This window comes from Neotamlana sedimentorum (genome assembly GCF_000943565.1).
Lineage (GTDB): Bacteria > Bacteroidota > Bacteroidia > Flavobacteriales > Flavobacteriaceae > Neotamlana > Neotamlana sedimentorum.
Genome location: NZ_JTDW01000002.1, coordinates 188,677 through 213,643 on the forward strand (window position 1 = coordinate 188,677; position 24,967 = coordinate 213,643).

Consider the following 24,967-nt stretch of genomic DNA (forward strand, 5'->3'; position numbering starts at 1 on the left):
TAAAAACAAGAACAATGCGTTTATCTATAACATATCAACCAAAGCCAAAAGGACTTTCACCTTTTGTGACGCTTCGTGATTATTGTAGATAAACTTTTGTTAACTCATACAAAATGAAAAATCCGAAGCAAATTTTAAACTGTTTCGGATTTTTTGTTTTTCAGTCATTAGCGAGTCTGCTAAAACATTTCCCGAAACTAAGAATTTTAAAATCGTGATGTCACACTGAGCGCAGTCGAAGTGTTTCAAGAACGAAAATATTAAATCAAATTCTGGACAAAATTCAGAATTAAAAACACAAAACAATGGACACGAATTTGTTAAACAACTACGTGCTTAAAGCTATAGATGCCTATCCATATGATTTAGAAGAAACCGTAGAAAACCTAAACTACGCTTTGTCTTACGAAAGTAACAACGCTTACGCTTTGTATTTAATGGGACGTTTGCAAGCAGAGCAATTGGGCGACTATGAAAAAGCCAAACAATTATATGCAGAAGCGTTGGCGAGTAAAATGGAGTTTCACAAGGTGTATGAGAAATACGTTTTAGTATTAATCTGGAACGAGGATTACGCAGCAGCGCAAAACTTAATACATTTTGCGTTAACCGTAAAAGGCATAGACAAAGGTGTTATTTGGCAATGTCAAGGATTGCTTTTTGAAAATCAGCAAGACTATAAAAAAGCCATTAAAGCATTAAAAACAGCAAAAGCATTTGGTTACAACAATGGTTTTATCAGTCATATTGATAATGAAATATCCAGAATAAAAGACAAGATAAAACCTAAAAAGAAAAAAGCTTCTAAGAAGAAAAAGAGTAAAAAAGACAAGAAAAAGAAGAATAAAAAGTAATTTTTAAAACTACGCAAAAACATTGCGCAATAGTGTAAAATATTTGCAGAGTCATTAACAATAAGCTTTGTGGAATCAAGCTTAATTTAACAGTAGCGCTTCACCAGTCGCAGGAACTGGTGAAGCTTAATAAAAGTTCTTAAACATAACTGAAAGGATAACGATGGTTTGTTTACTCGCTTTGGAAGCGAGAGGTTGTAGGTTCGAATCCTATCTCTCAGACAATTAAAACATCAAGCAAGTCTTGTTAAGTGTTTCTGTATAGCACTATTGTATAAATCCTTGCGGTTTCGCATTAGGTTTTTATGTTCAACTTGACTTGAAGGTTTTTAGATTATTTGACCAAATAAATAATCCCATCTATGTACACAGGTTCGAATCCTGTCTTCTCTCACGGGAAGAAGCTAAGTCAGGTATAGCAATAGATTCAAATTGTAGGTTCGAATCCTACCAAGATCTAACGGTCTTGTGGCGAAATTGGCAAACGCGCTGTATTTAGGTTACAGTTTTGAAAATGGACTTTAATCCATCTTTTTTTGATTAAGAAGGTCACTTGTAAAAATCGACCACCAGTGTTACCATCACGTAAAAAATGGCTCTAAAAATAAAAGCAAAGTATAAGTTGGCTAGCTTATGTAATTTTTACAAAAGCAGTCTAGACAACACCTTGAAATACTAATGTATTTAAAGTCACTTTGGGTAATCTTTTAAAGATTCATTTTTAAATTAAATCATTGAAATTATTTCGGTGTAAACATTTAAAAATCATCTACTAAACATTATGTAAAGCGCTATAAAACCATAGTATTTCCGTAGTTAGAAAGATGGTTAATTTTTATTTTGCTTTAACTACGAATAGATCTTTTTCAGCATAAGCTTGAAAATTCTATTATAAATGTATAACCGTTCTGATATTTAAAAAATAATGCAATCAGAACATAATAATTAGAAATCATGAAGAGAGTAAGAATTCATGCAGGAAACGTAGGTTTAGTATTTAAAAGCGGTGATTACAAACGCGTAATTACCAGTGGTACACATTGGTTAGGCTTTAACGAAACCGTTGCAAAATACAGCTTAACTACAGCTTTTAATGCGCCTAAAGCATTGGAAATCTTACTAGAAGACCAAGCTTTAGCCAACATGTTACACGTTGTAAATGTAGAAGACAACCAAATTGTTTTAGTTTACACATACAACAACTTTAAGCAAGTGCTAACCGCTGGTCAATACACCTTTTGGAACACGTTGGTAGACTATAAATTTGTCACTGTAGATTTAAGTAAAATCGAAATCACAGAAAATATCAGCAAGTCTTTATATACCAATATGCAATTAAGACAATACATACGCGCTTTCGAAGTTGCAGCTTACGAAAAAGCCATTATGATTGTAGACGATAAGTTTGATAAAATTTTAGATCACGGTACATACCACTTCTGGAGAAACAATCAAACTATAAAAATCGCAAAAGCAGATTTACGTCAGTTACAATTAGAAGTATCAGGTCAGGAGTTGTTAACCAAAGACAAAGCAGCAGTGCGTATTAACTTTTACGCACAGTACAAAGTAGTCGATATCGAAACGGCATTAATGCAAAATAAAGATTACGAAAAACAATTGTACACAAGCTTGCAATTAGCCTTAAGAGCATACGTTGGCGCTTACACCTTAGACGAATTGTTAGAGCAAAAAGACCAAATAGCAAAAGCAGTTCTAGAAGACGTAAAAGCGCAAGCCAGTAAGTTAGGCGTAAACGTATTACATGCCGGTATGCGCGATGTAATTTTACCAGGCGACATGAAAGACATCATGAACCAAGTGTTAATTGCACAGAAAAAAGCGCAAGCCAACGTAATTACAAGACGCGAAGAAACCGCATCGACACGTAGCTTGTTAAATACCGCAAAATTAATGGAAGACAACAGCATGTTGTTCAAATTAAAAGAAATGGAATACGTAGAAAAAATAGCCGATAAAATTGGCGAAATCACCGTAGCCGGAAACGGAAACGTGATCGAACAATTAAAAGATATTTTTTCAGTAAACAAGTAATTTTTTGGGCGTAACCACGCTTTTAGTGGCGTGGTAGCGCTTTATGTTATATCTTTTGCGAACAAAATGATGCCACTTCAATCGCTTACGCGGGCTAAACCAAAGGGTATTTTGTTAGATAAAAAAACACAAACACGCAAAAACATTGCGCAATACACTATAATATTTGTAGTGTAATTAAAATAAAACAATGAAAACAAACACAAAAATAACCGGAAAAGACTTAATCAATTTAGGTTACAGACAAGGCAAATGGATGCAAGAAGCATTGGTTTACATTAACGAAAACCAATTACAAGGCGATGCTTTACAAAGTTATTTAGAGCAATACAAGTTACCAGATCCATTACCATTGCATAAAACACCAGTAGACTTTTCAATTAACATAAAAGCAGAAAACGAGTTAGAAGAAGATAACGTTTCTAAAGTCATTAACTCGATGCAAACCTTAATGAAAACACCAACATTAGTCAATGGTGCCATTATGCCAGATGCTTGCCCAACTGGACCAAACGGAACCATTCCTGTTGGCGGTGTTGCAGTAGCAAAAAATGCCATTCATCCTGGTATGCATAGTGCAGATATTTGTTGCTCGGTCATGTTAACAGACTTTGGAAAAGTAAACCCAAAAGACGTGTTAGATGCAGCGCATGCCAACACACATTTCGGTCCAGGCGGTCGTGATAGAAATACGCAATTTAGATTTCCAGAAGACTTATTAAATGCTTTTGAAAATAACCGTATTTTAAACGATAAACAAATGATTAAAATCGCAAGAGCGCATTTAGGAACTCAAGGCGATGGCAACCATTTTTTATTTGTTGGAACCTCAAAAAAAACAGGAAATACAATGCTGGTTACGCATCACGGATCACGCGGTCCTGGTGCCAGATTATTTACTAAAGGAATGAAAATTGCCGAACGCTTTAGAAAAATATTATCGCCCGAAACCTTAAAACAAAACGCATGGATTCCTTTTGATACAGATGAAGGTAAAAACTATTGGGATGCTTTACAAACCATACGAAAATGGACAAAAACCAATCATGAAGTTATTCATAACTCGGTTGCAGAAGCCCTAAACATTAACGTTGAAAACCGTTACTGGAACGAGCACAACTTTGTATTTAAAGATGACGATTTATTTTATCACGCTAAAGGCGCAACACCTCTAGATGCTAAGTTTATGCCAGATATAACAGGCCCGCGATTAATACCGTTAAACATGAGCGAACCTATTTTAATTGTAGACGGCGCTACTACCACTACTAATTTAGGTTTTGCGCCCCATGGCGCTGGAAGAAACGTTAGCCGAACGCAACACCGAAGAAACAAAACGGGAAGCACCATGCAAATTTTTAAAGCAGAAACTCGCGGATTGGATGTTAGGTTTTTTTCGAAAGAAATAGATATTACCGAGCTACCAAGTGCTTACAAAAATGCAAAAACGGTTAGAGATCAAATGAATGAATTTGGCTTAGGCGAAGTTATAGACGAAGTTTTGCCTTATGGTTGTATTATGGCCGGAGATTGGCAAAAAAATGCACCTTGGCGCATTAAAAAAGATAAAAAGTCTAGAAAATAAGCAAAAAAGGCCTGTTGCGTTTTAGTAACTCAACAGGTCTATATTTTTAAACAACCGTTAAGATTTCAAAAGTCAAATTTCTAAAAGTCACTTTATCTCCACTTGTTTTTCCTAAGAGCAATTGGCCTATTGGTGTACTTGCAGAAATCGCATAAAAAGCGTCGTTATTAACCTTAATCTCACCGGCACTAATACTAATAAAATAGTTAGATTTTGTTGTAAATACAACGCTTCCTAAACCAATATTTTTTGAGGTAGATTCTGGATTAATTTTAGAAAGAATTTGTTTTGTTTTTTCAATTTCGGCTAATTGATGCCTTGCTTTTTCACGTTCAAGCTGTAACATCGCTCGTCCCGTTTCATGCTTATCGCCGGCACTACTTTTAGTTTCGCTTTGTAAACTTTGTTTTATATCGTTAATAACAGCCAAAACACTTTGTAAACGCGTCTCTAAACTAGCTGTACAGTGTTTTAATAATTGCGTTTTAATTGTTTGATTTTTCATGTTTTTTCTTCGGAAAAATTAATGGTCCGTAAAAACCCATTTGTTTAATAATCCACTGTTTTCGACTTGTTATATATGCCGTTGCTGGTTGCGCTTTGTAGCGCCTGGGATTTGGTAAAATGGCAGCAATGGCAGCAGCTTGATTTTGAGTTATATTTTTTGCCGATGTGTTAAACCAATACGTTGAAGCTGCTTGAGCACCGTAAACGCCATTACCCATTTCGATGCTATTTAAATACACTTCTAAAATGCGCTGTTTGCTCCAAAACCTTTCTATTAAAAAGGTAAAATACAGTTCTAAACCTTTACGTAACCAACTTCTGTTTGGCCATAAAAACACATTTTTTGCGGTTTGTTGACTAATGGTGCTTGCGCCTTTTATGTGTTTTGATGTTTTATTGTTTTGGTAAGCTTTTTCAATAGCTTCCATATCGAAACCATTATGAGATATAAACTTTTGATCTTCGCTACAAATTACTGCTTTTTGTAAATGCAACGATATCTCTTTTAAACCTACCCATTTATGTTTAAAGGTTTGTGTTTTATTGGTGTTTTTAAAATATCGAATACCCATTAAAGGTGTGAAATACACCGGAATGTATCGATACATAAACACCCAAAACACCGAAATTACAACAAACCATAAGCAGCTTTTTAGTAAAAAACGAAATAGCTTTTTCATTTAAAAATTTGGAACCTTTATTTACTTTTTATTAGCCGTAAAGATACTTATTTAAAAAGAAGGTTGATTTGTGTTAAGGATAGAAGTGGCATCCTTTTTTTGAGATTAGGAAAAAAAAGATATAACGGATAGCCTGACTTTTACCCACTAAAAAGGTAAAAGGAACACCATAAAAAAACTCCGAAAATTAATTCCGGAGTTTTTTATTTATTCTTCAACTTTTTTTTCCATTACAAAGTCTTCCATGAATTTTGTGGTATAATTACCCGCAACATAATCTGGATGCTCCATTAATTGCCTGTGGAATGGTATGGTTGTTTTTATACCTTCTATTACAAACTCATCTAAGGCGCGTTTCATTTTGTTTATAGCCTCTTCTCTGGTTTGAGCTGTTGTAATTAACTTCGCAATCATAGAGTCGTAATTTGGCGGAATGGCATAACCTGCATAAACATGTGTGTCTAAGCGCACACCATGACCTCCTGGAGCATGTAAGGTTGTTATAACTCCTGGTGATGGTCTAAAACCGTTAAACGGGTCTTCTGCATTAATACGACATTCAATAGAATGAAGTTTAGGCGTATAGTTTTTTCCCGAAATTGGCACACCTGCAGCTACAAGAATTTGCTCACGAATTAAATCAAAATCAATAACTTGCTCTGTAATAGGATGTTCTACTTGAATACGTGTATTCATTTCCATGAAGTAGAAATTGCGATGCTTATCGACTAAAAACTCCACCGTTCCTGCGCCTTCATACTTAATATATTCGGCAGCGCGAACTGCTGCTTTACCCATATCATCACGCAATTTATCGGTCATGAATGGCGATGGCGTTTCTTCGGTTAATTTTTGATGACGACGTTGTACCGAACAATCTCTTTCTGATAAATGGCAAGCTTTACCTCGCGAATCGCCTACAATTTGTATTTCGATATGGCGAGGCTCTTCAATAAGCTTTTCCATATACATATCGTCGTTACCAAAAGCAGCTTTACTTTCTTGACGTGCAGAATCCCAAGCCGCTTTTAAATCTTCTTGTTTCCAAACGGCGCGCATACCTTTACCTCCGCCACCAGCAGAAGCTTTAAGCATAACAGGATAACCTGTTTCTTCGGCTATTTTTTCGCATTCTTCGTACGACGTAATAACGCCATCACTACCAGGAACACATGGTACACCAGCGGCTTTCATGGTTGCTTTAGCGTTGGCTTTATCCCCCATTTTATCTATCATCTCTGGAGATGCACCAATAAATTTTATGCCATGTTCCTCACAAATTTTAGAAAATTTGGCATTTTCTGATAAAAATCCATAACCTGGATGAATGGCATCGGCGTTTGTAATTTCGGCGGCAGCAATAATATTCGACATTTTTAAGTAAGACTCGCTACTTGGTGCTGGCCCAATACATACCGCTTCGTCGGCGAACTTTACGTGTAAACTTTCGGCATCAACTGTAGAGTAAACTGCTACAGTTTTAATACCCATTTCTTTACAGGTTCTAATAACACGAAGTGCTATTTCGCCTCTGTTTGCTATTAATATTTTTTTAAACATAACTTATAATAAATTATGAATTCAGAATTCTGAATTCTGAATTTTTAAGATGGATCAACTAAAAATAATGGCTGATCGAATTCAACAGGAGATGAATCATCAACTAAAATTTTAACTACTTTTCCTGAAACTTCAGATTCAATTTCATTAAAAAGTTTCATAGCCTCAATAATACAAAGCACATCACCCTCGGCAATAGTTTGTCCTACCTCAACAAATAAAGGCTTATCTGGAGCAGGTTTTCTATAGAATGTACCAATAATTGGTGATTTAATAGTAATATATTTTGAGTCTTCTGTCGATTTAGTTTCTGATGGGACAACAGGTGTTGCTACCGGTGTTTCTACAGCTGGTGCTGCTGCAACAACCGGTGCAGGTTGCGCTATTGTAGCTGCAGGAACTTGATGAACTATCGTTGTATCTGAATCTGATCCGGTTTTAATGGTGATTTTTACATCGTCCATTTCTAATTTAACCTCGCTTGCACCAGATTTGGCGACAAACTTGATTAAGTTTTGAATCTCTTTTAAATCCATAGTTTTAAATTAATTAGTGGGTTTTGGTTAAACGTTTAAGCATTGTAAGCCCATTTTAAATAGATTGAGCCCCAATTAAATCCACCACCAAAGGCAGCAAATATAATATTATCTCCTTTATTAAGTTGCGACTCATAGTCGTTTAAAAGTAAGGGTAAGGTTGCCGATGTCGTGTTTCCATATTTATGAATATTCATCATCACCTTTTCTGGTTCTAAGTTTATACGTTCGGCAGTAGCATCAATAATACGCTTATTAGCTTGGTGCGCTGCCAACCAGTTTACATCCTCTTTGGTTAAATTGTTTCGCTCCAATATTTTTACTGTAGCATCAGCCATATTAAAAACAGCATTTTTAAATACCGTTCTTCCTTCTTGAAAAGCGTATTGTTTACCTTGGTCTAAGGCTTCATGGGTAATTGGATTAAGTGAACCTCCTGCAGGGGCTTGTAAAAAGTCTCTACCAGAACCATCGCTTCGTAAATATTCGTTCTGATAGCCTAAACCTTCAGTATTTGGCTCGAATAAAACAGCTCCTGCACCATCGCCAAAAATAATACAAGTGGCACGATCTTTATAATTAATTATTGACGACATTTTATCGGCACCAATAAGTAAAACGTTTTTATAACGTCCAGACTCGATATAGCTAGACGCAACCGACATACCGTATAAAAAACTAGAACATGCTGCGTCCATATCGAACGAAAATGCATTGGTTGCTCCAATTTCTGAGGCTGTGAATGATGCTGTTGAAGCGGCTTTTAAGTCGGGGGTTGCAGTGGCTACAATAACCAGTTCGATATCTTTTGGGTCGATGCCTTTTTTATTAATAAGATCTTGGGCGGCTTTTATGGCAAGAAATGAAGTGCCTTTGTCTTCATCTTTTAGTATTCTTCTCTCCTTAATACCAGTTCTAGTGGTTATCCATTCGTCATTAGTATCAACCATAGTTTCCAAAATTTGGTTGGTTAACACATAATCAGGCACATAAGCGCCTACAGCTGTAATTGCTGCAGAAATTTTACTCATAACTTTATAGTTAATTAGGACTAAAAATTATTACAAATCGTACAAAAACATCCAAATTTTAGTGTAATTAAAGAAATTTGGTGTAATAAAATGCAAATTACTAGTTTTTGCGATGTATAAAAAACGTTTTCATAAAAAAAACGCCCAAAAAGAGCGTTTTTCTATATGCTTGCATAATAAATTTATGCTACGTTTTCTACTTCAGAATTATCAATTAATACTTGACCTCTGTAATAAAGTTTACCTTCATGCCAGTGTGCTCTGTGGTATAAATGTGGCTCGCCTGTAGTAGGACAAGTTGCAATTTGTGGCGCAGTAGCTTTGTAATGTGTTCTTCTTTTATCTCTTCTTGTTTTCGAGATTTTACGTTTAGGATGTGCCATTTTATATGTTATTTATCCGTTAATAGATTCTTTAATGTATTCCAACGCGGATCTATATCCTCGTTATTATCTTTATTTTCCTTTTGCTCGTTAGGGCTAAGTTCTTCTAATTTTTTAAGTATTTCGGAATCGAGACTACCGTCTTCAACTCCAGGATGTACGCGTTTTGCTGGAACCGCCAATACTATAAGCTCGTAAACATACTGTTGTATGTTTATTTCGTAAGTACCATGCGGAATGATAAGTATATCGATATAATCGTCGTTATACTCGTCTCCAAACTTAACCACCAAATTAAAGTCGTTTTCAACAGTTTGGTTGTAAGGTTCGTTGGTTAAATCGCAATTTACGTTTACCCATCCAGAGATTTTAAAATGCAACTCTAGTAAAGTTGATTTCTTTTCGAGTTCAACATTTACAGTTATGTTGGCATCATTAAAATCTTCAAACTCAAAATATTCAAAGAACGCTTTCTCAACTTGATAATCAAAATGATGCTTCCCAATTTTTAATCCCACAAAAGGAATTGTAAACTCTTTTAATGGCTTCATTTCAATCATGTCTATTTTGAGCCTGCAAATATATAAATTTTTATTTATGCAGCGTTATTTATAAACAATTTTTTGTTTATTAGTTTAATTTCTAATCAATTAACATTGTTAATTACTTTTATAAAGGTAAAAATAATTACTTTTTAGGAGCTTTTTTTAACGAATTTGCTGTTAATTCTTCGTAATCGGTTCGATTTTTATAAATATTTATGGCGCTAAACACGGCTTCTTTAAACGAATTTTCGTCTGCCAATCCTTTACCCGCAATTTCGTACGCTGTACCGTGATCGGGCGAAGTACGCACTTTATTTAATCCTGCAGTAAAATTAACGCCTTGACCAAACGACAGGGTTTTAAAAGGCACCAAACCTTGATCGTGATACGATGCTATTACGGCATCGAAACTTTTGTAAGTGTTGGAGCCAAAAAAGCTATCGGCAGCATAAGGGCCATAAACTAATTTTCCTTTTTCTTTAATAACTTTTAGTGTTGGTCGTAACACCTCGTCGTCCTCTGAACCTATTACACCATTGTCTCCAGTATGCGGATTAATACCTAACACAGCTATTTTAGGTTTTTGAATTCTAAAATCTTGTTTAAGCGATGTGTATAATGTGTTTATTTTATCTTCAATTAATTTAGGGGTAATGTGGCTGGCAACATCTTTTACAGGCACATGGTCGGTAAACAAGCCAACACGTAACGAATTTGTAATCATAAACATTAGGCTTTTACCACCAAGCTCCTTTGCTAAATAATCGGTATGTCCTGGAAAATTAAAATCTTTGCTTTGTATATTATGTTTATTTATAGGAGCTGTTACTAACACATCAATCTGATTGCTTTTTAAAGCATACATTGCTTTTTGTAACGATTTTATAGCGTATTCACCAATTTTAGGGTCTTCCTTACCAAATTCAATTTTTACATTTTCGTTCCAACAATTAAAAACATTAAACTTACCAAGTGCGATTTGTTCTATGTTATTTATAGCTTGAAACTTTATTTCGGAATTAAATTGCTTTTTTAAAAAAGTTATGGTTTTTGCCGATGCAAACACTACTGGTGTACAAAACTCCATCATTCGCGAATCTTCAAAAGTTTTTAAAATAATTTCTCCACCAATGCCATTTAAATCACCTATAGATATTCCTACTATTATATTTTCAGCTTCCTTCATTTAAAAATGATAACTTTTGTTTGTAATTTTGATTTTGCAAATTTAATTAAATAAACCCACAATAAAATGTTTACAGGTATTATTGAAACTATTGGTACTGTTTCGGCATTAGAAACCGAAAAAGATAATCTTCACATATCCATTAAAAGTGATATTACAAAGGAGCTTAAAATAGACCAAAGTGTAGCGCATAACGGCGTTTGTTTAACTGTAGTTGATATTAAAGATGATATTTATACCGTTACTGCTATAAAAGAAACCTTAATTAAAACCAACTTAAACACTTTAAAAACAAAGGATAAAGTAAATTTAGAACGCGCCATGAAACTTGGTGATAGATTAGACGGACATATTGTTCAAGGCCATGTAGACCAAACAGCAGTTTGTGAAAATGTAACTGAAGAAAACGGAAGCTGGATTTTTACTTTTAGCTACGACCATAACTTAAATAATATAACTATTGAGAAAGGCTCGATAACTGTAAACGGCACAAGTTTAACGGTTGTTAACTCTAAAAAAGATAGGTTTAGTGTTGCTATAATACCTTATACTTACGAGCACACAAACTTTAACACCTTTAAAAAAGGCACAGTTGTTAATTTAGAATTTGATGTTTTAGGAAAATATGTAGCGCGCTTGTTTGAATTGAAGCAATAATAAGTTTATTTTTTGCCAAAAACCATTTTTTTAACGCCATAAAATAAGGCAAAAACAACGCCAAACATTACGCCTCCATCAATAGGTAAACCTACTGGAGGTGGAGCACTAGGAGGTGGCGGATTAGTTTGTCCAACACACACCAAACTTATTAATACAAATAAGATTGAGGCAAATATTCTTTTATTTTGTATTGTCATTGGGTCACAAATGTATGAAAAAAAGCGAACTAGTAAAGTAAATACAATTTTAAAGAACTTAATCCACCTTTAAAATAGTTAAAAATATCGATGAAATGCACTTAATTGTAAATTCAGTCTAAAGTCTTAAATAGACTTTCGCTTTTAATTACGAAACAAATATATCTAATTTTAGTTAAAACCAAAATATAAACGGATTTTGTCTTATAAAATTACATTTAATTTGTTTTTTCTCACTAAAACGCATAACTATCTTATAATAAAGCGCTTAAATCCAAATTAATCTAATAAGGAAAAACGACAGAATAATATTTTAAATATTGTATACGAAAATGCTTTAAGAGATCGAATAGAAGAAGATCATGAAGCTTTAGAAAAGCGTGTTATTAAAATGAATCAAATTATTCAAACTTTGCCTCCAAAGTGCAGACAAACACTTGAAATGAATAAAATTAAAGGCTACAAATACAAAGAGATAGCAGAAATAACAGGAGTTTCTATAAAAACGGTAGAATCACAAATGAACTTAGCTTTTAAAAAAATTCGAAAAGGTTTTGAAAAAGAAAATATTAAGTACCTTTTTATTAATTTTTATAATAATCTAAACCTATTAGCTAAGTAAAAATACTTTAATTTCTTTCATTTTAAAGCTATTTACATACTATAAAGTCTCCACGCTATAATAAAAGGGTAAAGTTATAATTGTATTAGGATCTATCTACATTAAACCTTTAAGTTCAAAATAATATTGAAATAATAAAAAGTTACAAACGTATAAATTACCACTCTTTCTATCTCCCAAAAAATAAAAACCTCCCAAACACAAAGTATTTGAGAGGTTTTATGTGGTCCCACCTGGGCTCGAACCAGGGACTTTCTGATTATGAGTCAGATACTCTAACCAACTGAGTTATAGGACCCATTAGCATAAGCTAACATCTCTTTTTAAAAAGAGAGTGCAATATTACTACTTATTTTAATACTCTACAAGAAAAATCAATCCTTTATATCTTGGAAAAGCTCTATTAAAACACCATTACTGCTTTTTGGGTGTAAAAAGGCCACTAATTTATTATCGGCTCCACGTTTTGGTTCTTCGTTTAACACAGTAAAACCCTCCTTTTTAAGTCGTATTATTTCTGATGTAATATCGTTAACAGCAAAAGCAATATGGTGTACGCCTTCTCCTTTTTTATTAATAAACTGGGCTATTGGGCTATTGGGGTTTGTTGCTTCAAGCAATTCAATTTTGTTATCACCAACCTTAAAAAAAGAGGTGTTTACACCTTCTGCATCTACCGTTTCTGTTTTATAGTGCGCAGCTCCTAAAAGTTTTTTGAATAAAGTGTTAGAATCCTTTAAATTCTTTACCGCAATACCAATATGTTCAATTTTATTCATTTTAAGGCCGTTATTTGTTTAAGATACAAATAATGCTAATAAAAATAATCTTATTTTTGCATTTTAATAGCAAATAACATTTTGGAAGAAAGTCAAAGACAAAAAAAAATAGCATCGGTTTTACAACACGATTTAGTAGATGTTTTACAACGAGCAGCTACCGATGGCGGTATGCGTGGCGTTATAATTTCGGTAAGTAAAGTTCGAGTAACGGTCGATTTAAGTATCGCAAAAGTGTACTTAAGTATTTTTCCAAACGATAAAGCCAAAACACTTTTAGAAGGTATCCGTTCTAACACGTCACTTATTCGTCATGAATTGGCGCAGCGCACAAAAAATCAGTTACGTCGCATGCCTAATTTAGAGTTTTTTATTGATGATTCTTTAGAGTATATCGACAATATAAACAAGTCTTTAAAAGGCGAAGACAACCCCATTAAAGATCCTACAATTTTAGATAAACGCAAAAAAAAGTAAGTCGGTAAACACATCTGTGTTTTTGCTTTCTTATCTTTAAAACATGAATTTTTCGCTTTACATTGCCAAACGCTATTTACACTCTAAAAGTAGTAACAATGCCATAAATTTTATCACCTATATTGCCTTAATTGGCATTATTTTAGGTGCTGCTTCTCTTTTTATAGTATTATCTGGTTTTGCTGGTTTAAAAGATTTTACCCTTAAGTTTTCTAGTATTTTAGATCCCGATTTAAAGGCAGAAACCACAAGTGGAAAATCTTTTTTTATTACCAATAGCGAACTTGCGGAGCTTGAAAACATAAAAGAAATAACCCATTTTTCCAAGGTAATTGAAGATCGCGTTGCCATTCGAACCGAAGATAAAAACGCCTTAGCAACCATTAAAGGTGTTGATGCCAACTACCAATATATCGCTAGCGTTGATTCTATTTTAGATTATGGCGATTGGTTCGACCAAAAATCGAATCAAATTGTGGTGGGTTGGGGAATTTCGAATACGCTATCTCTAGGAGTTTTAGACTTTACGAAACCCATAAATATTTATGTGCCCAAACCAGGAACAGGACAAATAACCTCAACAAAAAACGCCTTTAACTCGGTAAAAACCATTAATGTAGGTGTATTTTTTATAAATGAAAGTTTAAACGATGAATACATTTTTGCGCCCATAGATTTGGTTAAAAACTTACTTAATTATGAGGATAATCAACTTTCTTCAATTGAATTTGTTTTAAGCGAAAACGCCGATGAAGCCAATGTGAAAGCCAAAATACAAGCTATTTTGGGCGATCGTGTAACCATAAAAAACCGAACACAGTTAAACGATGCGCTTTACAAAATGCTTAATACCGAAAATTTAGCCGTGTATTTAATTTTTACTTTAGTACTAATAATTGCGTTTTTTAATATTATCGGTTCACTAATCATGATGATTTTAGATAAAAAGAATAGTCTAAAAACATTGTTTAATATTGGAGCAACTGTAAAAGATATTAAGAGAATATTTTTTCTTCAAGGTAGTTTAATGAGTGTTATTGGAGGCGTTATCGGGCTCATTTTAGCCTTAATTATTACCTTGATACAGCAACAATTTAATTTAGTAATGATCACGCCAACATTGCCTTACCCAGTTACCATTAAACTAGAAAACTTTTTTATTGTGCTGTTTACCATTTCGGTATTAGGAATTATAGCAAGCAAAATTGCTTCTGCAAGAATTACAAAATCAATGGTACAACATAGTTGATTTTTTTTGTAGGGTTGCTTTAATCTTTACAATTTAAAAAAACAAAACTATTGCTTTTTCCTATCGATATGTCCTAAATCTCTACTTGGAGCAATAACGTCTCGTACCTTTATTTTTAAAGTCGTAATTTCTGGGAAACCATTCATTTCTTTTCGCGACCAAATATTCTCTTGGTTGGCATAAACTTCAAAAATACCACCGGTTCCAGGTTCTAATATTAATTCATCTATTTCATCGTTAAACGTAGATAGTAATTCTTGGGCCATCCAAGTGGCACGCAATAACCATTTACATTGGCTGCAGTATGTTATTTTTACAGTAGTTTTCATAATAATTTTAATTTTCGTCAAATTCATAATCTTCAGTTAAATCTAACTCACGAAGTACTTTATTTTTAAAACCAAGGCCAACAACTGTAAGCAATGTCATAGTTCCACCAAAAATAACAGCTCTTGCAGGCCCTAATAATTTCGCAGCTAAACCGCTCTCGAAAGCGCCTAACTCGTTAGACGAACCAACAAACATTGAATTTACAGACGATACACGTCCGCGCATTTCGTCGGGTGTTTTTAACTGCAAAATAGTTTGCCTAATAACCATAGAAATGCCATCGGCAGCACCACTTAAAAATAGAGCCACCACACTAAGCCAAAAGCTAGACGATAGGCCAAAAACTATAATACAAATTCCAAAAATAAATATAGAAGCTAATAACTTTTTACCTGCATTTTTTGCAACCGGAATATAGGTGGTTAAAAACATACTGGCTATGCTTCCTAAAGAAATAGAAGCATTTAAAATACCAAAACCTTTAGAACCAACTTCTAAAATATCTTGTGCAAAAACCGATAATAACGCTACAGTTCCGCCAAAAAGAACTGCAATCATATCTAATGTTAAAGCTCCTAAAATGGCTTTATTTGAAAATACAAACTTAACACCAACAGCCAAACTATCTTTAACCGACTCTTCTTTGTTAGTATTTAAAATAGGTTTCTTTTTAATTCTGAAAGTGAAAATTAAGGCTAAAACTACCAAAATAAAAATGACGCACAGTGTTTTATCGACACCAATCCAATGAATAAAAAATCCACCACAAAGCGCACCTAAAACCGTAGCTGCTTTCCAAGTACTCGTGCTCCAAGTTGCGGCATTTGGGTATACTTTTTTAGGAACAATTAAAGCGATGAGTGAAAATATGGTTGGCCCAAAAAACGAACGTAAAAAACCACCAAAAAACACTAATGTATAAATACCGTATAAAATAGTTTTTGTAGACCAATTTGCTACAACAACATCCCAAGTAAGACAAAATAAACCTAAACTAATAAATGAAAATGAGGCAATACAAAGAGCAAGTAAATTCCGTTTTTCGCTTCGGTCTACAATATGACCTGCAAAAAGTGCCATGGTAAACGCTGGAATAATTTCCATTAAACCAATAATTCCCAGAGCTAACGGATCTTTAGTTAAACTATACACTTCCCACTCGATAACAATAAATTGCATGGACCAGCCAAATACAAGTAGAAATCGCATAAAAAGGAAGATATTAAACTCCTTAAATTTTAAAGCCGCGTAAGGATCGTTTTTTGCCATAATTTTAGATAACGAAAGTATTAAAATTACATCTTGCAGCTAGTTAATTTATCTAATTTTTACATAAATCTCCAACATAATCGTCGAGCTCTAACTGAAAAAGCGTGCCTTTAATTAAATCATCAACCAAGGCTAATTCCTTGTTATTTATTGCAACATCAATTTGTTTACAAGGTGTTTTAAGTAAAATATTTCTGGTATCGCAATTTAAATCGCATTGATTGCAAGGTAAATTCCATTTGGCAGCACTTACACAATTGTAAAATTCTATTATTTCTTGGTGAGAAAAATAAAAGCCCATATCTCTAAATATAATTTGAACTTTATTTTGAACCTGATCTGTAATTGGGTCTTTCCATTTAAAGGCTATACCAAAGCTGTTGTTATATAATTTATAAATATCTTGTTGCATAACACTTGATTTACAACAAATATAAGAATTATTTAGAATAAGTCTAAATAGTTTCTGTGTTTCAAGTTCTCCAGATTCTATTTGATAAATTTTCTAAAAGAGTAGATTGATTCCCTTTATAAATAAAGTTTGGAAACCTTTCTCTTAATTGTTTTCTAATTTTAAAATCTCTAATATCTTGTAAAACCATTTTCACATTATATCCTTTTGCGGGAATAACTATGGTCATATGAACGGTATTATCTCTATGACTACAAGTTTCATTTTTAAGGAATGATTTTATATTAGTTCTCAATGAATCGGCATTTTCCTCAATTATTTTTTCCGAAAATCTATCTTTTCGAAATTTTCCAATTCTAACCAAGTCAAATTTTACTTCCATACAATCAAGATCAATTTTAAACTGAAGTTAAAATAAATTTTGTAAATGACATAAACCTAGATTTTATTTAACATCTCGAAGCTTTAATTGCAAACTTACTTGCCCTTGCCAATGGTTTTCATCAATAGAATATACAGCGCTAAATGGCTTATTATTACTTACCAAATTTAATTTATCGCCTAAACCAAAACCAATAGCTCCCATTTTATTATGGGCGTTTTTTTGAGTGGCCGTGAGCCTTAAATGGGTTTTATCTTCTCCGACGCATTTGGCATAACCGGTATCTATTAAATCTTCAGTCATAAAAACAGGCGTCATATTACCTGGTCCAAAAGGAGCAAATTGTTTTAAAATGCGATAAAATTTGGGTGTAATATTATCTAACTCTATTTTACCATCTACTTTAATTTCCGGTGTAAGTAAATTGGTATCGATAGTTTTGGAAACTTCATCTTCAAAAGCTTGTTTAAAAGCTTCGTAGTTTTCTGCTTTTAATGTTAAACCTGCGGCATATTTATGACCTCCAAATTGTTCTATATGTGCTTTGCAGCCTTCCAAGGCATTGTAAACATCGAAACCTGTTACAGAACGTGCCGAAGCCGCTAATTTATCGCCACTTTTAGTAAACACCAAAGTGGGACGATAATAGGTTTCGGTTAATCGCGAAGCCACAATACCTATAACGCCTTTATGCCAGTTTTCGCTGTATACAACGGTTGTAAAGCGCTCTTGCTCTTGCTGTGCTTCAATTTGCTGTAAAGCTTCTTGAGTAATTAGTTTATCGGTTTCCTTTCTATCGGAATTAAAGGCTTCAATTTCTGCGGCGCACCTTTCGGCTTCAGCCAAATTCATTTCTGTTAAAAGCGAAACAGCGTAGTCACCATGTTTCATTCGACCCGCAGCATTAATTCTTGGAGCCACAATAAAAACCACATCGGTTATGGTTAATTCATCTTTATTTGTTTGAGCTATAATCGCTTTTATGCCGGGTCTTGGGTTAGTGTTTATAACTTGTAAACCATGATAAGCTAATGCTCTGTTTTCCCCATCTATAGGCACGATATCTGCACCAATAGCTGTTGCAACCAAATCTAAATACGGTAAAAGATCGTTGATGGTTTCTCCAGTTTTTGAAGCTAACGCCTGAATAAGTTTAAAACCTACGCCGCAACCACAAAGCTCTTTGTATGGATAATTGCAATCGGGTTGTTTGGCATCTAAAACCGCCACAGCTTCTGGAATTTCGTTTCCTGGGCGGTGATGATCGCAAATTATAAAGTCGATACCTTTTTGTTTAGCGTAACTTATTTTATCGATGGCTTTTATGCCGCAATCTAAAGCGACAATAAGCGTAAAATCGTTATCGTGCGCAAAATCGATACCTTGTGTAGACACGCCATAACCCTCGTTATACCTATCTGGAATGTAAGTCGATACATTAGGCGTGCGTGTTTTTAAATAGGATGACATTAAGGCTACTGCCGTTGTTCCATCTACATCGTAATCGCCATAAACTAAAATATTCTCACCATTTGCAAAGGCTTGCTCAATGCGTTTTACGGCTTTATCCATATCTTTCATTAAATACGGATCGTGTAAATCGTTTAAACTTGGGCGAAAAAACCGTTTTGCATCATTATATGTTGTTATGCCACGCTGCACCAATAAGGTTGCTGTAGTTTCGTCGACATTTAAGGCTTTTTGTAAAGCTTCAACGTTATGAGATTCTGGTTTTGGTTTTAGCGTCCAACGCATTGTTCATTTTAAGTTTCAGGGGTTACTTATCGATATTAATTTGCTTCATTTCTCTTCAAAGATTGACTAAAAGAAACCACAATTAAACTATTTATTATGAAAATGAGTTTGAATATCTAACTCGGCGAATTGACGAAACATTTCCATTACACCACAGTATTTTTCAATAGATAAATCGACTGCTTTTTGAAGCTTTTTTTCGTTTAAGTTACTGCCTGTAAAGTGAAAATGCATGGCAACTTTATCGTAATATTTTGGGTGTTCTTCGGTTAAATTAGCATCAATTTCAATTTTAAAATCGTCTACCTCAAGCTTCATTTTTTTTATTAACGAAGCCACATCTAAACCAGAACAACCCGCTAAACCAGATAGCATAAGTGCTTTTGGACGGTAACCTTCGCCTTTACCTCCGTTTTCTTCGCCTGCATCAATAAATAAATTATGTCCTGATGGGTTTGTACTTTCAAACTTCATGTCGCCCAACCAGGTTGTTGTAATATGATTTGCCATTTTTTGTAGTATTTCAATAAACATCAAAAATACTACTTATAAAGTTAATTTAATAATTATCGCGAAGCCATTCGAATACCGATTCCATGTGATGTTTTACCTCAACTGTAGATTTCCTGTAATGGTTATTCATAAAACTAAAAATAAGTGTTTCTCCAGAATTGGTAATTAAATAACCGCTTAAAGAATAATTATTACCAACCGTTCCCGATTTAGCGTAAATATAAGGCTTATTACCGCCTTTATAATACCGTTTTAAAGTGCCCGTTTTTCCGCCCACAGGAAATAAATTAAACAGTCGTTCATGAGGAATATCGTTATACAGTTTAGTTAAAACTTGAACAAAAGATGTTGGTGTAAACAAATTATATCGGCTTAATCCAGAGCCATCTACCCAACGCGGTTCTTGTTTTAAATCGTTTAACCGATGTTTTAAAATATGAGTTCTCGCTTTTTGAGAACTTAAAGTATCGGACAATGTAGATGATGCCATGATAAGCATTTGTTCGGCCAGAAAATTATCGCTTACTTCCATCATGCGCTTATATAATGAATCTGATGCAATATTGCTGTAAGCTACCTTATCGAATGGTTTGTTTGATGCTTTTACAAAGGTTATTTTATTAGGATAAATGGCTTGCCAAAGTTGTTTTATTAAGGTAGAATCTATGACCAAAGGGACTTCAATAGTATCTTGATTTTTTTTGTTGTAATAGAAGGTGTTATCGTTATAATTTCTGCGCTTGGAGGTAAAAACTTCCGTAACATTTTGGCTTAAAACTTCGGGAGTAACCTGCAAACTATCGGTTTTACTAATTGTTGCAACATTGGCGTACATAGGAAAACTGCTTCGCTCTGGACTAAAATAAGTGTCGTAATCTTCCCAAGCCCAACCAGGACCAAATTTTTCATCATCTAAATTATTATAAATCAATTTTACATGTTTATAATTTTTAGCCATTTTTAAAACGGTGCTATCATTAAAAAAAGGATGCAAAAACGTTGGATTTCCGGTACCTAGAATAGTAATAGTATCGCCTTCTGTTTTATATTTAAATGCAGGAATATGGGTTGGCAAAAGCTGTAATGCCGAATACAGCGTAAAAATTTTGGTATTGCTTGCTGGTGTAAAATATTTGCTCGCGTTATAACTAAAAACGGTATCGCTATTTTTAGCATTTACTACAAGTAAGCCCGTAAATTGATTGTCGTAAAAAGGCGCCTCAATTTTATTAATTATACTTTTTTTTAGTTTAACCGATTTACAGCTTAAAATACCAGCTAACAGAAAAACAAAAACAACCACCTTTTTAAACATATGCACTAAATCTTAAATGATGGTTAAATTTAATCCTGTAAATTCATTAAATATGTCATCATCGGGATTTATATCTGATACTAAAGCATCGATTTCAGATATTGATACCACCGAATGTCTCTTAACAGAATTTACTCTACTGCTTACGCACAAAACTACTACATAATTTGAAGCTCTAATCATACTATTCTTTATTCTAGAAACTTCCCAATTTGGTTCGGTTAAACCACGATTTACATCAATACCATCGGTTCCCATAAAACAAATATCGGCACTAATATTATATATTGGGTTTACAACATCGATACCTACGGTAACTTGCGCTTCTTTATTTAATTTTCCTCCTATAAAAATAACTTCAATTGAGGGGTGATGAGATAACTCTACAGCTATTGGTAAACTATAGGTATAAATGGTTGCATTTATTTCTTGAGGAATTATTTTAGCCAACTCTAAGTTAGTGGAACTACCACTCATAATAATAACTTGGCCACTTTTTATAAGCTTTACTGCTTTAAATGCAATTTTTTTCTTTTCCTCAACATCGGCAATACTACGCTCGTCGTAAGAACGAACCCTATTTTCTTTAAGTAAAGCACCCCCATGTACTTTGTAAATTAAATCTTTTGATTCAAGTTCTTTTAAATCTCTTCTTATGGTATCTTCGGACACTAAAAGCTCGTCACTCAAATTTTTAGACAACACTTTTTTACTCAATTTTAGCTTATCTAAAATCAATTTATGACGCTCTTGTTTTAACATCTTTACTGAGAATTTTTCTATATATATGCAATTTACTAATTTTTTTTGCAAAAAAAACGCACAAACACGCAAAAAAACGCATTTCTTTTTTTATATTTGAGTGACTATTAACTTAAAATTAACTTTTATGAAGAAAAAAACTACCCTCGCTCTTCTTGTTTTTTTCACATCCACTTTTAGTTTATTGTTTGCGCAAAACATTACTGTTAGCGGTAAGGTAACCGACGCCTCTGGTGTACCGTTGCCTGGTGTGAATATTCAAATTAAAGACACAAACCAAGGCGCTTCAACCAATTTTGATGGTGTTTACAGTATTTCGGCAAAAAACGGCGATGTACTAACATTTTCGTTTATTGGATTTGAAACCAAAGAAGCTGTTGTTGAAGGTTCAACCTTAAACATAAGCTTAACCGAAAGTACCGATGCTCTCGACGAAGTTGTTGTAACTGCTTTTGGTATTCAAAAGAAAGAAAAATCGCTTGGTTACTCGGTATCACAGGTAAAAACCGAAGATTTAAATTTAACTGGTAACACCAACCCAATTCTAGCATTGCAAGGTCAGGTTGCGGGCTTACAAATTAGCAACCCTTCTGGAACTGCTGGTGGTGGTGTAGATATTTTAATTAGAGGTATGTCTTCTATGGATCCTACGCAAAATAACCAACCACTTATTATTTTAGATGGTGTTACTTTAAACAACGACACCTTTTCAGGTAGTATTCTGCCTGCGGCTGGAAGTAATGCCTCTGGAAGTAACGAACAATTCTCGTTTGCAAGTAGAATTGGCGATTTAAATCCCGAAGACATTGAAAGTTTTAGCGTATTAAAAGGTGCTGCTGCTACAGCGCTTTATGGTAGTGCTGGTGCAAACGGTGTGATTGTAATTTCTACTAAAAAAGGAAAACTAGGAAAACCAAAAATTAATTTAAGTGTTTCTACAACCCTTAGTAATGTTACAAAAGCCCCAGAATTACAAACCGAATTTAGACAAGGTATTTACGGTGAAACTAACACCTTGTATTTACCAGAAACACAAACTGGATACCAATATATTTCTGGAACATCAAGTTCTGGGCCATACAATTGGGGTGTAAGATACTCCGATGATTCCATTTTACAAGATGGTGAAACTTACGATTTATCTAACGATAAATTTTACGACCCTTACGAACTTTTTGATATGGGCGTAAACAAAAATATAAATTTTGATATCTCAGGTGCTACAGAAAAAATAGACTACTATTTTTCGGCTGCAAACTCAAAAACCGATGGTATAATTCCGTACACCGATTTTGCTAAAACAGCTTTTAGATTTAAAGCTGGTTTTCAAGCTACCGAGAGTTTTAAAATTAACACCTCGATAATGTACACGAAATCGGATTCTAGAAAACCAACTGGTGGTGATAAATCTATAATAAGTGCATTAGGTTATTGGTCGCCAACTTTTCCAATAAACGATTTTTTAAATGCTGATGGATCTGCTAGAAACCCTTATCCAGGATGGATAGACAACCCAAAATACAATGCCTATATTAGTGGTTTAACCGAAGACACTAACCGCTGGTTAGGTAACTTAAATTTAAACTGGACACCAAAAGAATGGTTCAATTTAAACTACACAGCTCAGGTTGATAATTACACAACTTTACTTAATCGTTTTGTACCACCAGAATTAGATGCTGGATCTCAAGTAAACGGCTTTATTGTAGATCAAGTTTACGATTTTATGGGATTAGAGTCTAACTTACTAGCAACCTTCACAAAAGATATTTCAGAAAAACTATCGGCTTCTTTACTTGTAGGTAACTCGATTAGAGATTTTAAAAGAACATCGTATAGAATGTATGGGCAAAACTTAAATATTCCTCATTTTAATCATATGAGTAATGCTCAAGAAAACTTTTCTATTTCCAATTATGTTGCCCAAACAAGAACAGTTGGTGTTTTTGGAGAATTTAAACTCGATTACGACGACAAATTATTCCTTTCTGTTACCGGACGAAACGATTGGTCTTCAACTCTACCTATCGAAAACAATTCTTATTTCTACCCATCGGTTAGTTTAGCTTATAACATTCAAAGTTTATTTGGAAATAACGATATTTTTAGCTTTGGTAAGCTTAGGTTATCTTACGCTCAAGTGGGTAACGACACATCGTTTGGACAAACCGGATATTTCTTTTACCCAGATGCTAATTTCCCTTGGGGAGGCACAGGCGGTTATATTGCCGATAAAACCATTGCAGACCCTAACTTAAAAGCAGAAATGACAAAAGGCTGGGAATATGGTGCCGATTTACGTTTCTTTAAAAATCGCTTAAGAGTAGATTATGCCTACTTTAAAAACGAAGTGCATGATGCTATTTTTGCAACCAATACAGCACCTTCAACTTCGGTTACTTCTATTAGAAGAAATGCAGGTTTATACGAAACTAGCGGTCATGAACTTTTAATAAGTGGCGATTTAATAAAATCGGAAGATTTAAACATCTCCTTAATTTATAACTTTAGTAAAAACCAAGGAAAAGTAATCGATTTACCAGAGGAAGTACCTTATATTAATTTCTCTACCGACCTTACTGGTGCCTATTTATATTTACAACCAAGAGAAGGCGATAACATTGGTGCTATTTATGGTTATAATTATGACAGAACTGAAGATGGAGAACTAATAATTGATTCTTCCATTGGATTGCCAACCACAACAATAACCGACGAAAAAAGAGTTATTGTAGGTGATGCAACACCAGATTTTGTAATGAGTTTAGGAAGCAACATTAAATGGAAAAACTTTGCTTTTAATTTTATGTTTGAATGGAAAAAAGGTGGCGATAAATACTCTTGGCAACGTTATATTTTAAATCGTATGGGACAATCGGAATTTACCATGCAATTTAGAGAAGGCGATGGCCAATACCTTTTCGATGGTGTTATGGAAGATCCAAACAATCCTGGAACTTATATACCTAACACTACAGTTGCCGATTTCTCACCAGAATCTGTTACAGGATATAGAATGTTTAACTGGACTGCTTACGGACGTAGAACGGCAGAAAACCTATTACAAGACGCCTCTTGGGTAAAAATAAGAAGTCTTGGTTTTAGCTACAGCATTAACGCTTCTGTTTTAGAAAAATTACACCTTAGTAATTTCGAACTTAGCGCAAATTTAAATAACATTTTACTGTGGACACCTTTTGATGGTTTCGATCCTGAAGGAAGCGATTACTCTGCAGGTAGCAATAAATACGGATTTACGGGTAGAGGAATTCCTTTAACCGAAAACTATTCATTTGGTTTAACTATAGGATTTTAAAAAATAG

At 34.0% G+C, this 24,967-nt stretch carries 26 protein-coding genes and 2 tRNA genes; 9 read left to right on the forward strand and 19 right to left on the reverse strand.

Features of this window, described 5'->3' with window-relative positions; genetic code table 11:
• Positions 1-305: 305 nt before the first annotated feature.
• The 4 genes from PW52_RS03200 (at position 306) to PW52_RS03210 (ending at position 4,494) form a co-directional block, all read left to right on the forward strand.
• Entirely contained in the window at positions 306-854 is a 549-nt protein-coding gene (locus tag PW52_RS03200; protein WP_044631481.1) for a tetratricopeptide repeat protein, read from the forward strand.
• Between the two features lie 149 nt (positions 855-1,003).
• Positions 1,004-1,076: transfer RNA gene (locus PW52_RS17505), tRNA-Pro, on the forward strand.
• Between the two features lie 732 nt (positions 1,077-1,808).
• On the forward strand, positions 1,809-2,909 hold the full coding sequence (locus PW52_RS03205; RefSeq protein WP_044631482.1) for a slipin family protein: 1,101 nt from the start codon (positions 1,809-1,811) through the stop codon (positions 2,907-2,909).
• Positions 2,910-3,099: 190 nt separating this feature from the next.
• The gene (locus tag PW52_RS03210) at positions 3,100-4,494 is read left to right on the forward strand and encodes an RtcB family protein (protein ID WP_044631483.1); all 1,395 of its coding nucleotides are present in this window, start codon (positions 3,100-3,102) and stop codon (positions 4,492-4,494) included.
• A gap of 46 nt (positions 4,495-4,540) precedes the next feature.
• Here the strand turns inward: PW52_RS03210 and PW52_RS03215 are convergent, their stop codons facing one another.
• The 8 genes from PW52_RS03215 to pdxA all read right to left on the reverse strand — a co-directional run bounded on the left by PW52_RS03215 (position 4,541) and on the right by pdxA (position 10,922).
• Complete coding sequence (locus PW52_RS03215; RefSeq protein ID WP_044631484.1) at positions 4,541-4,999, reverse strand: 3-oxoacyl-ACP synthase; 459 nt, start codon at positions 4,997-4,999, stop codon at positions 4,541-4,543.
• A complete protein-coding gene (gene mtgA, locus PW52_RS03220; RefSeq protein WP_044631485.1) occupies positions 4,980-5,681 on the reverse strand; it encodes a monofunctional biosynthetic peptidoglycan transglycosylase in 702 nt (233 codons plus the stop codon). The genes PW52_RS03215 and mtgA overlap by 20 nt, the downstream gene beginning before the upstream one ends.
• 207 nt (positions 5,682-5,888) lie before the next feature.
• Positions 5,889-7,241, reverse strand: a complete 1,353-nt coding sequence (accC, locus tag PW52_RS03225) for an acetyl-CoA carboxylase biotin carboxylase subunit (protein ID WP_044631486.1) — start codon at positions 7,239-7,241, stop codon at positions 5,889-5,891.
• A gap of 44 nt (positions 7,242-7,285) precedes the next feature.
• A complete protein-coding gene (gene accB, locus PW52_RS03230; protein ID WP_044631487.1) occupies positions 7,286-7,777 on the reverse strand; it encodes an acetyl-CoA carboxylase biotin carboxyl carrier protein in 492 nt (163 codons plus the stop codon).
• A gap of 35 nt (positions 7,778-7,812) precedes the next feature.
• Positions 7,813-8,808 (reverse strand): beta-ketoacyl-ACP synthase III, encoded by a 996-nt coding sequence (locus PW52_RS03235; RefSeq protein ID WP_044631488.1) that lies wholly within the window; start codon positions 8,806-8,808, stop codon positions 7,813-7,815.
• Between the two features lie 182 nt (positions 8,809-8,990).
• The gene (rpmF, locus tag PW52_RS03240; RefSeq protein WP_042496062.1) at positions 8,991-9,191 is read right to left on the reverse strand and encodes a 50S ribosomal protein L32; all 201 of its coding nucleotides are present in this window, start codon (positions 9,189-9,191) and stop codon (positions 8,991-8,993) included.
• Positions 9,192-9,199: 8 nt separating this feature from the next.
• Positions 9,200-9,742 carry a YceD family protein gene (locus PW52_RS03245; RefSeq protein ID WP_044631684.1) on the reverse strand — a complete coding sequence of 181 codons (543 nt, stop codon included), beginning with the start codon at positions 9,740-9,742 and terminating at the stop codon, positions 9,200-9,202.
• 136 nt (positions 9,743-9,878) lie between these two features.
• Positions 9,879-10,922, reverse strand: coding sequence for a 4-hydroxythreonine-4-phosphate dehydrogenase PdxA (gene pdxA, locus PW52_RS03250; RefSeq protein ID WP_044631489.1), 1,044 nt, complete (start codon positions 10,920-10,922; stop codon positions 9,879-9,881).
• A gap of 66 nt (positions 10,923-10,988) precedes the next feature.
• Here pdxA and PW52_RS03255 point away from each other — a divergent pair, with 66 nt between their 5' ends.
• Complete coding sequence (locus tag PW52_RS03255) at positions 10,989-11,579, forward strand: riboflavin synthase (RefSeq protein ID WP_044631490.1); 591 nt, start codon at positions 10,989-10,991, stop codon at positions 11,577-11,579.
• 5 nt (positions 11,580-11,584) lie between these two features.
• Here the strand turns inward: PW52_RS03255 and PW52_RS03260 are convergent, their stop codons facing one another.
• Positions 11,585-11,779, reverse strand: coding sequence for a PID-CTERM protein-sorting domain-containing protein (locus tag PW52_RS03260; RefSeq protein ID WP_044631491.1), 195 nt, complete (start codon positions 11,777-11,779; stop codon positions 11,585-11,587).
• Positions 11,780-12,128: 349 nt separating this feature from the next.
• On the opposite strand from PW52_RS03260, the gene PW52_RS17020 reads away from it, so the two are divergent.
• Entirely contained in the window at positions 12,129-12,401 is a 273-nt protein-coding gene (locus PW52_RS17020) for an RNA polymerase sigma factor (protein ID WP_262509258.1), read from the forward strand.
• Positions 12,402-12,625: 224 nt separating this feature from the next.
• Here PW52_RS17020 and PW52_RS03270 read toward each other — a convergent pair.
• Both PW52_RS03270 and mce read right to left on the reverse strand, forming a co-directional pair.
• Positions 12,626-12,699: transfer RNA gene (locus tag PW52_RS03270), tRNA-Ile, on the reverse strand.
• Between the two features lie 76 nt (positions 12,700-12,775).
• Positions 12,776-13,180 (reverse strand): methylmalonyl-CoA epimerase, encoded by a 405-nt coding sequence (gene mce, locus PW52_RS03275; RefSeq protein ID WP_044631492.1) that lies wholly within the window; start codon positions 13,178-13,180, stop codon positions 12,776-12,778.
• 81 nt (positions 13,181-13,261) lie between these two features.
• Between mce and rbfA the strand changes: the two genes are divergently transcribed.
• Together rbfA and PW52_RS03285 are read left to right on the forward strand one after the other, a co-directional pair.
• Positions 13,262-13,657 carry a 30S ribosome-binding factor RbfA gene (rbfA, locus tag PW52_RS03280; RefSeq protein ID WP_044631493.1) on the forward strand — a complete coding sequence of 132 codons (396 nt, stop codon included), beginning with the start codon at positions 13,262-13,264 and terminating at the stop codon, positions 13,655-13,657.
• A 43-nt stretch (positions 13,658-13,700) separates the two neighbouring features.
• Positions 13,701-14,906, forward strand: coding sequence for an ABC transporter permease (locus tag PW52_RS03285; protein WP_044631494.1), 1,206 nt, complete (start codon positions 13,701-13,703; stop codon positions 14,904-14,906).
• Between the two features lie 47 nt (positions 14,907-14,953).
• Here the strand turns inward: PW52_RS03285 and PW52_RS03290 are convergent, their stop codons facing one another.
• The 8 genes from PW52_RS03290 to PW52_RS03325 form a co-directional block, all read right to left on the reverse strand.
• On the reverse strand, positions 14,954-15,235 hold the full coding sequence (locus PW52_RS03290) for a SelT/SelW/SelH family protein (protein WP_044631686.1): 282 nt from the start codon (positions 15,233-15,235) through the stop codon (positions 14,954-14,956).
• Positions 15,236-15,242: 7 nt separating this feature from the next.
• Complete coding sequence (locus PW52_RS03295; protein WP_044631495.1) at positions 15,243-16,505, reverse strand: MFS transporter; 1,263 nt, start codon at positions 16,503-16,505, stop codon at positions 15,243-15,245.
• Positions 16,506-16,557: 52 nt separating this feature from the next.
• The gene (locus PW52_RS03300; protein ID WP_044631496.1) at positions 16,558-16,917 is read right to left on the reverse strand and encodes a hypothetical protein; all 360 of its coding nucleotides are present in this window, start codon (positions 16,915-16,917) and stop codon (positions 16,558-16,560) included.
• Between the two features lie 61 nt (positions 16,918-16,978).
• Positions 16,979-17,299: a hypothetical protein gene (locus PW52_RS03305; protein WP_044631497.1), complete on the reverse strand. Its 321-nt coding sequence runs from the start codon at positions 17,297-17,299 to the stop codon at positions 16,979-16,981.
• Positions 17,300-17,362: 63 nt separating this feature from the next.
• Positions 17,363-19,054, reverse strand: a complete 1,692-nt coding sequence (gene recJ, locus PW52_RS03310) for a single-stranded-DNA-specific exonuclease RecJ (protein WP_044631498.1) — start codon at positions 19,052-19,054, stop codon at positions 17,363-17,365.
• Between the two features lie 87 nt (positions 19,055-19,141).
• Positions 19,142-19,564, reverse strand: coding sequence for an OsmC family protein (locus PW52_RS03315; RefSeq protein ID WP_044631687.1), 423 nt, complete (start codon positions 19,562-19,564; stop codon positions 19,142-19,144).
• A 49-nt stretch (positions 19,565-19,613) separates the two neighbouring features.
• Positions 19,614-20,882, reverse strand: a complete 1,269-nt coding sequence (locus tag PW52_RS03320) for a D-alanyl-D-alanine carboxypeptidase/D-alanyl-D-alanine-endopeptidase (protein ID WP_044631499.1) — start codon at positions 20,880-20,882, stop codon at positions 19,614-19,616.
• A gap of 12 nt (positions 20,883-20,894) precedes the next feature.
• The gene (locus tag PW52_RS03325; protein WP_044631500.1) at positions 20,895-21,644 is read right to left on the reverse strand and encodes a DeoR/GlpR family DNA-binding transcription regulator; all 750 of its coding nucleotides are present in this window, start codon (positions 21,642-21,644) and stop codon (positions 20,895-20,897) included.
• Positions 21,645-21,771: 127 nt separating this feature from the next.
• Between PW52_RS03325 and PW52_RS03330 the strand changes: the two genes are divergently transcribed.
• Positions 21,772-24,960 carry a SusC/RagA family TonB-linked outer membrane protein gene (locus tag PW52_RS03330; RefSeq protein WP_044631501.1) on the forward strand — a complete coding sequence of 1,063 codons (3,189 nt, stop codon included), beginning with the start codon at positions 21,772-21,774 and terminating at the stop codon, positions 24,958-24,960.
• Positions 24,961-24,967 lie beyond the last annotated feature (7 nt).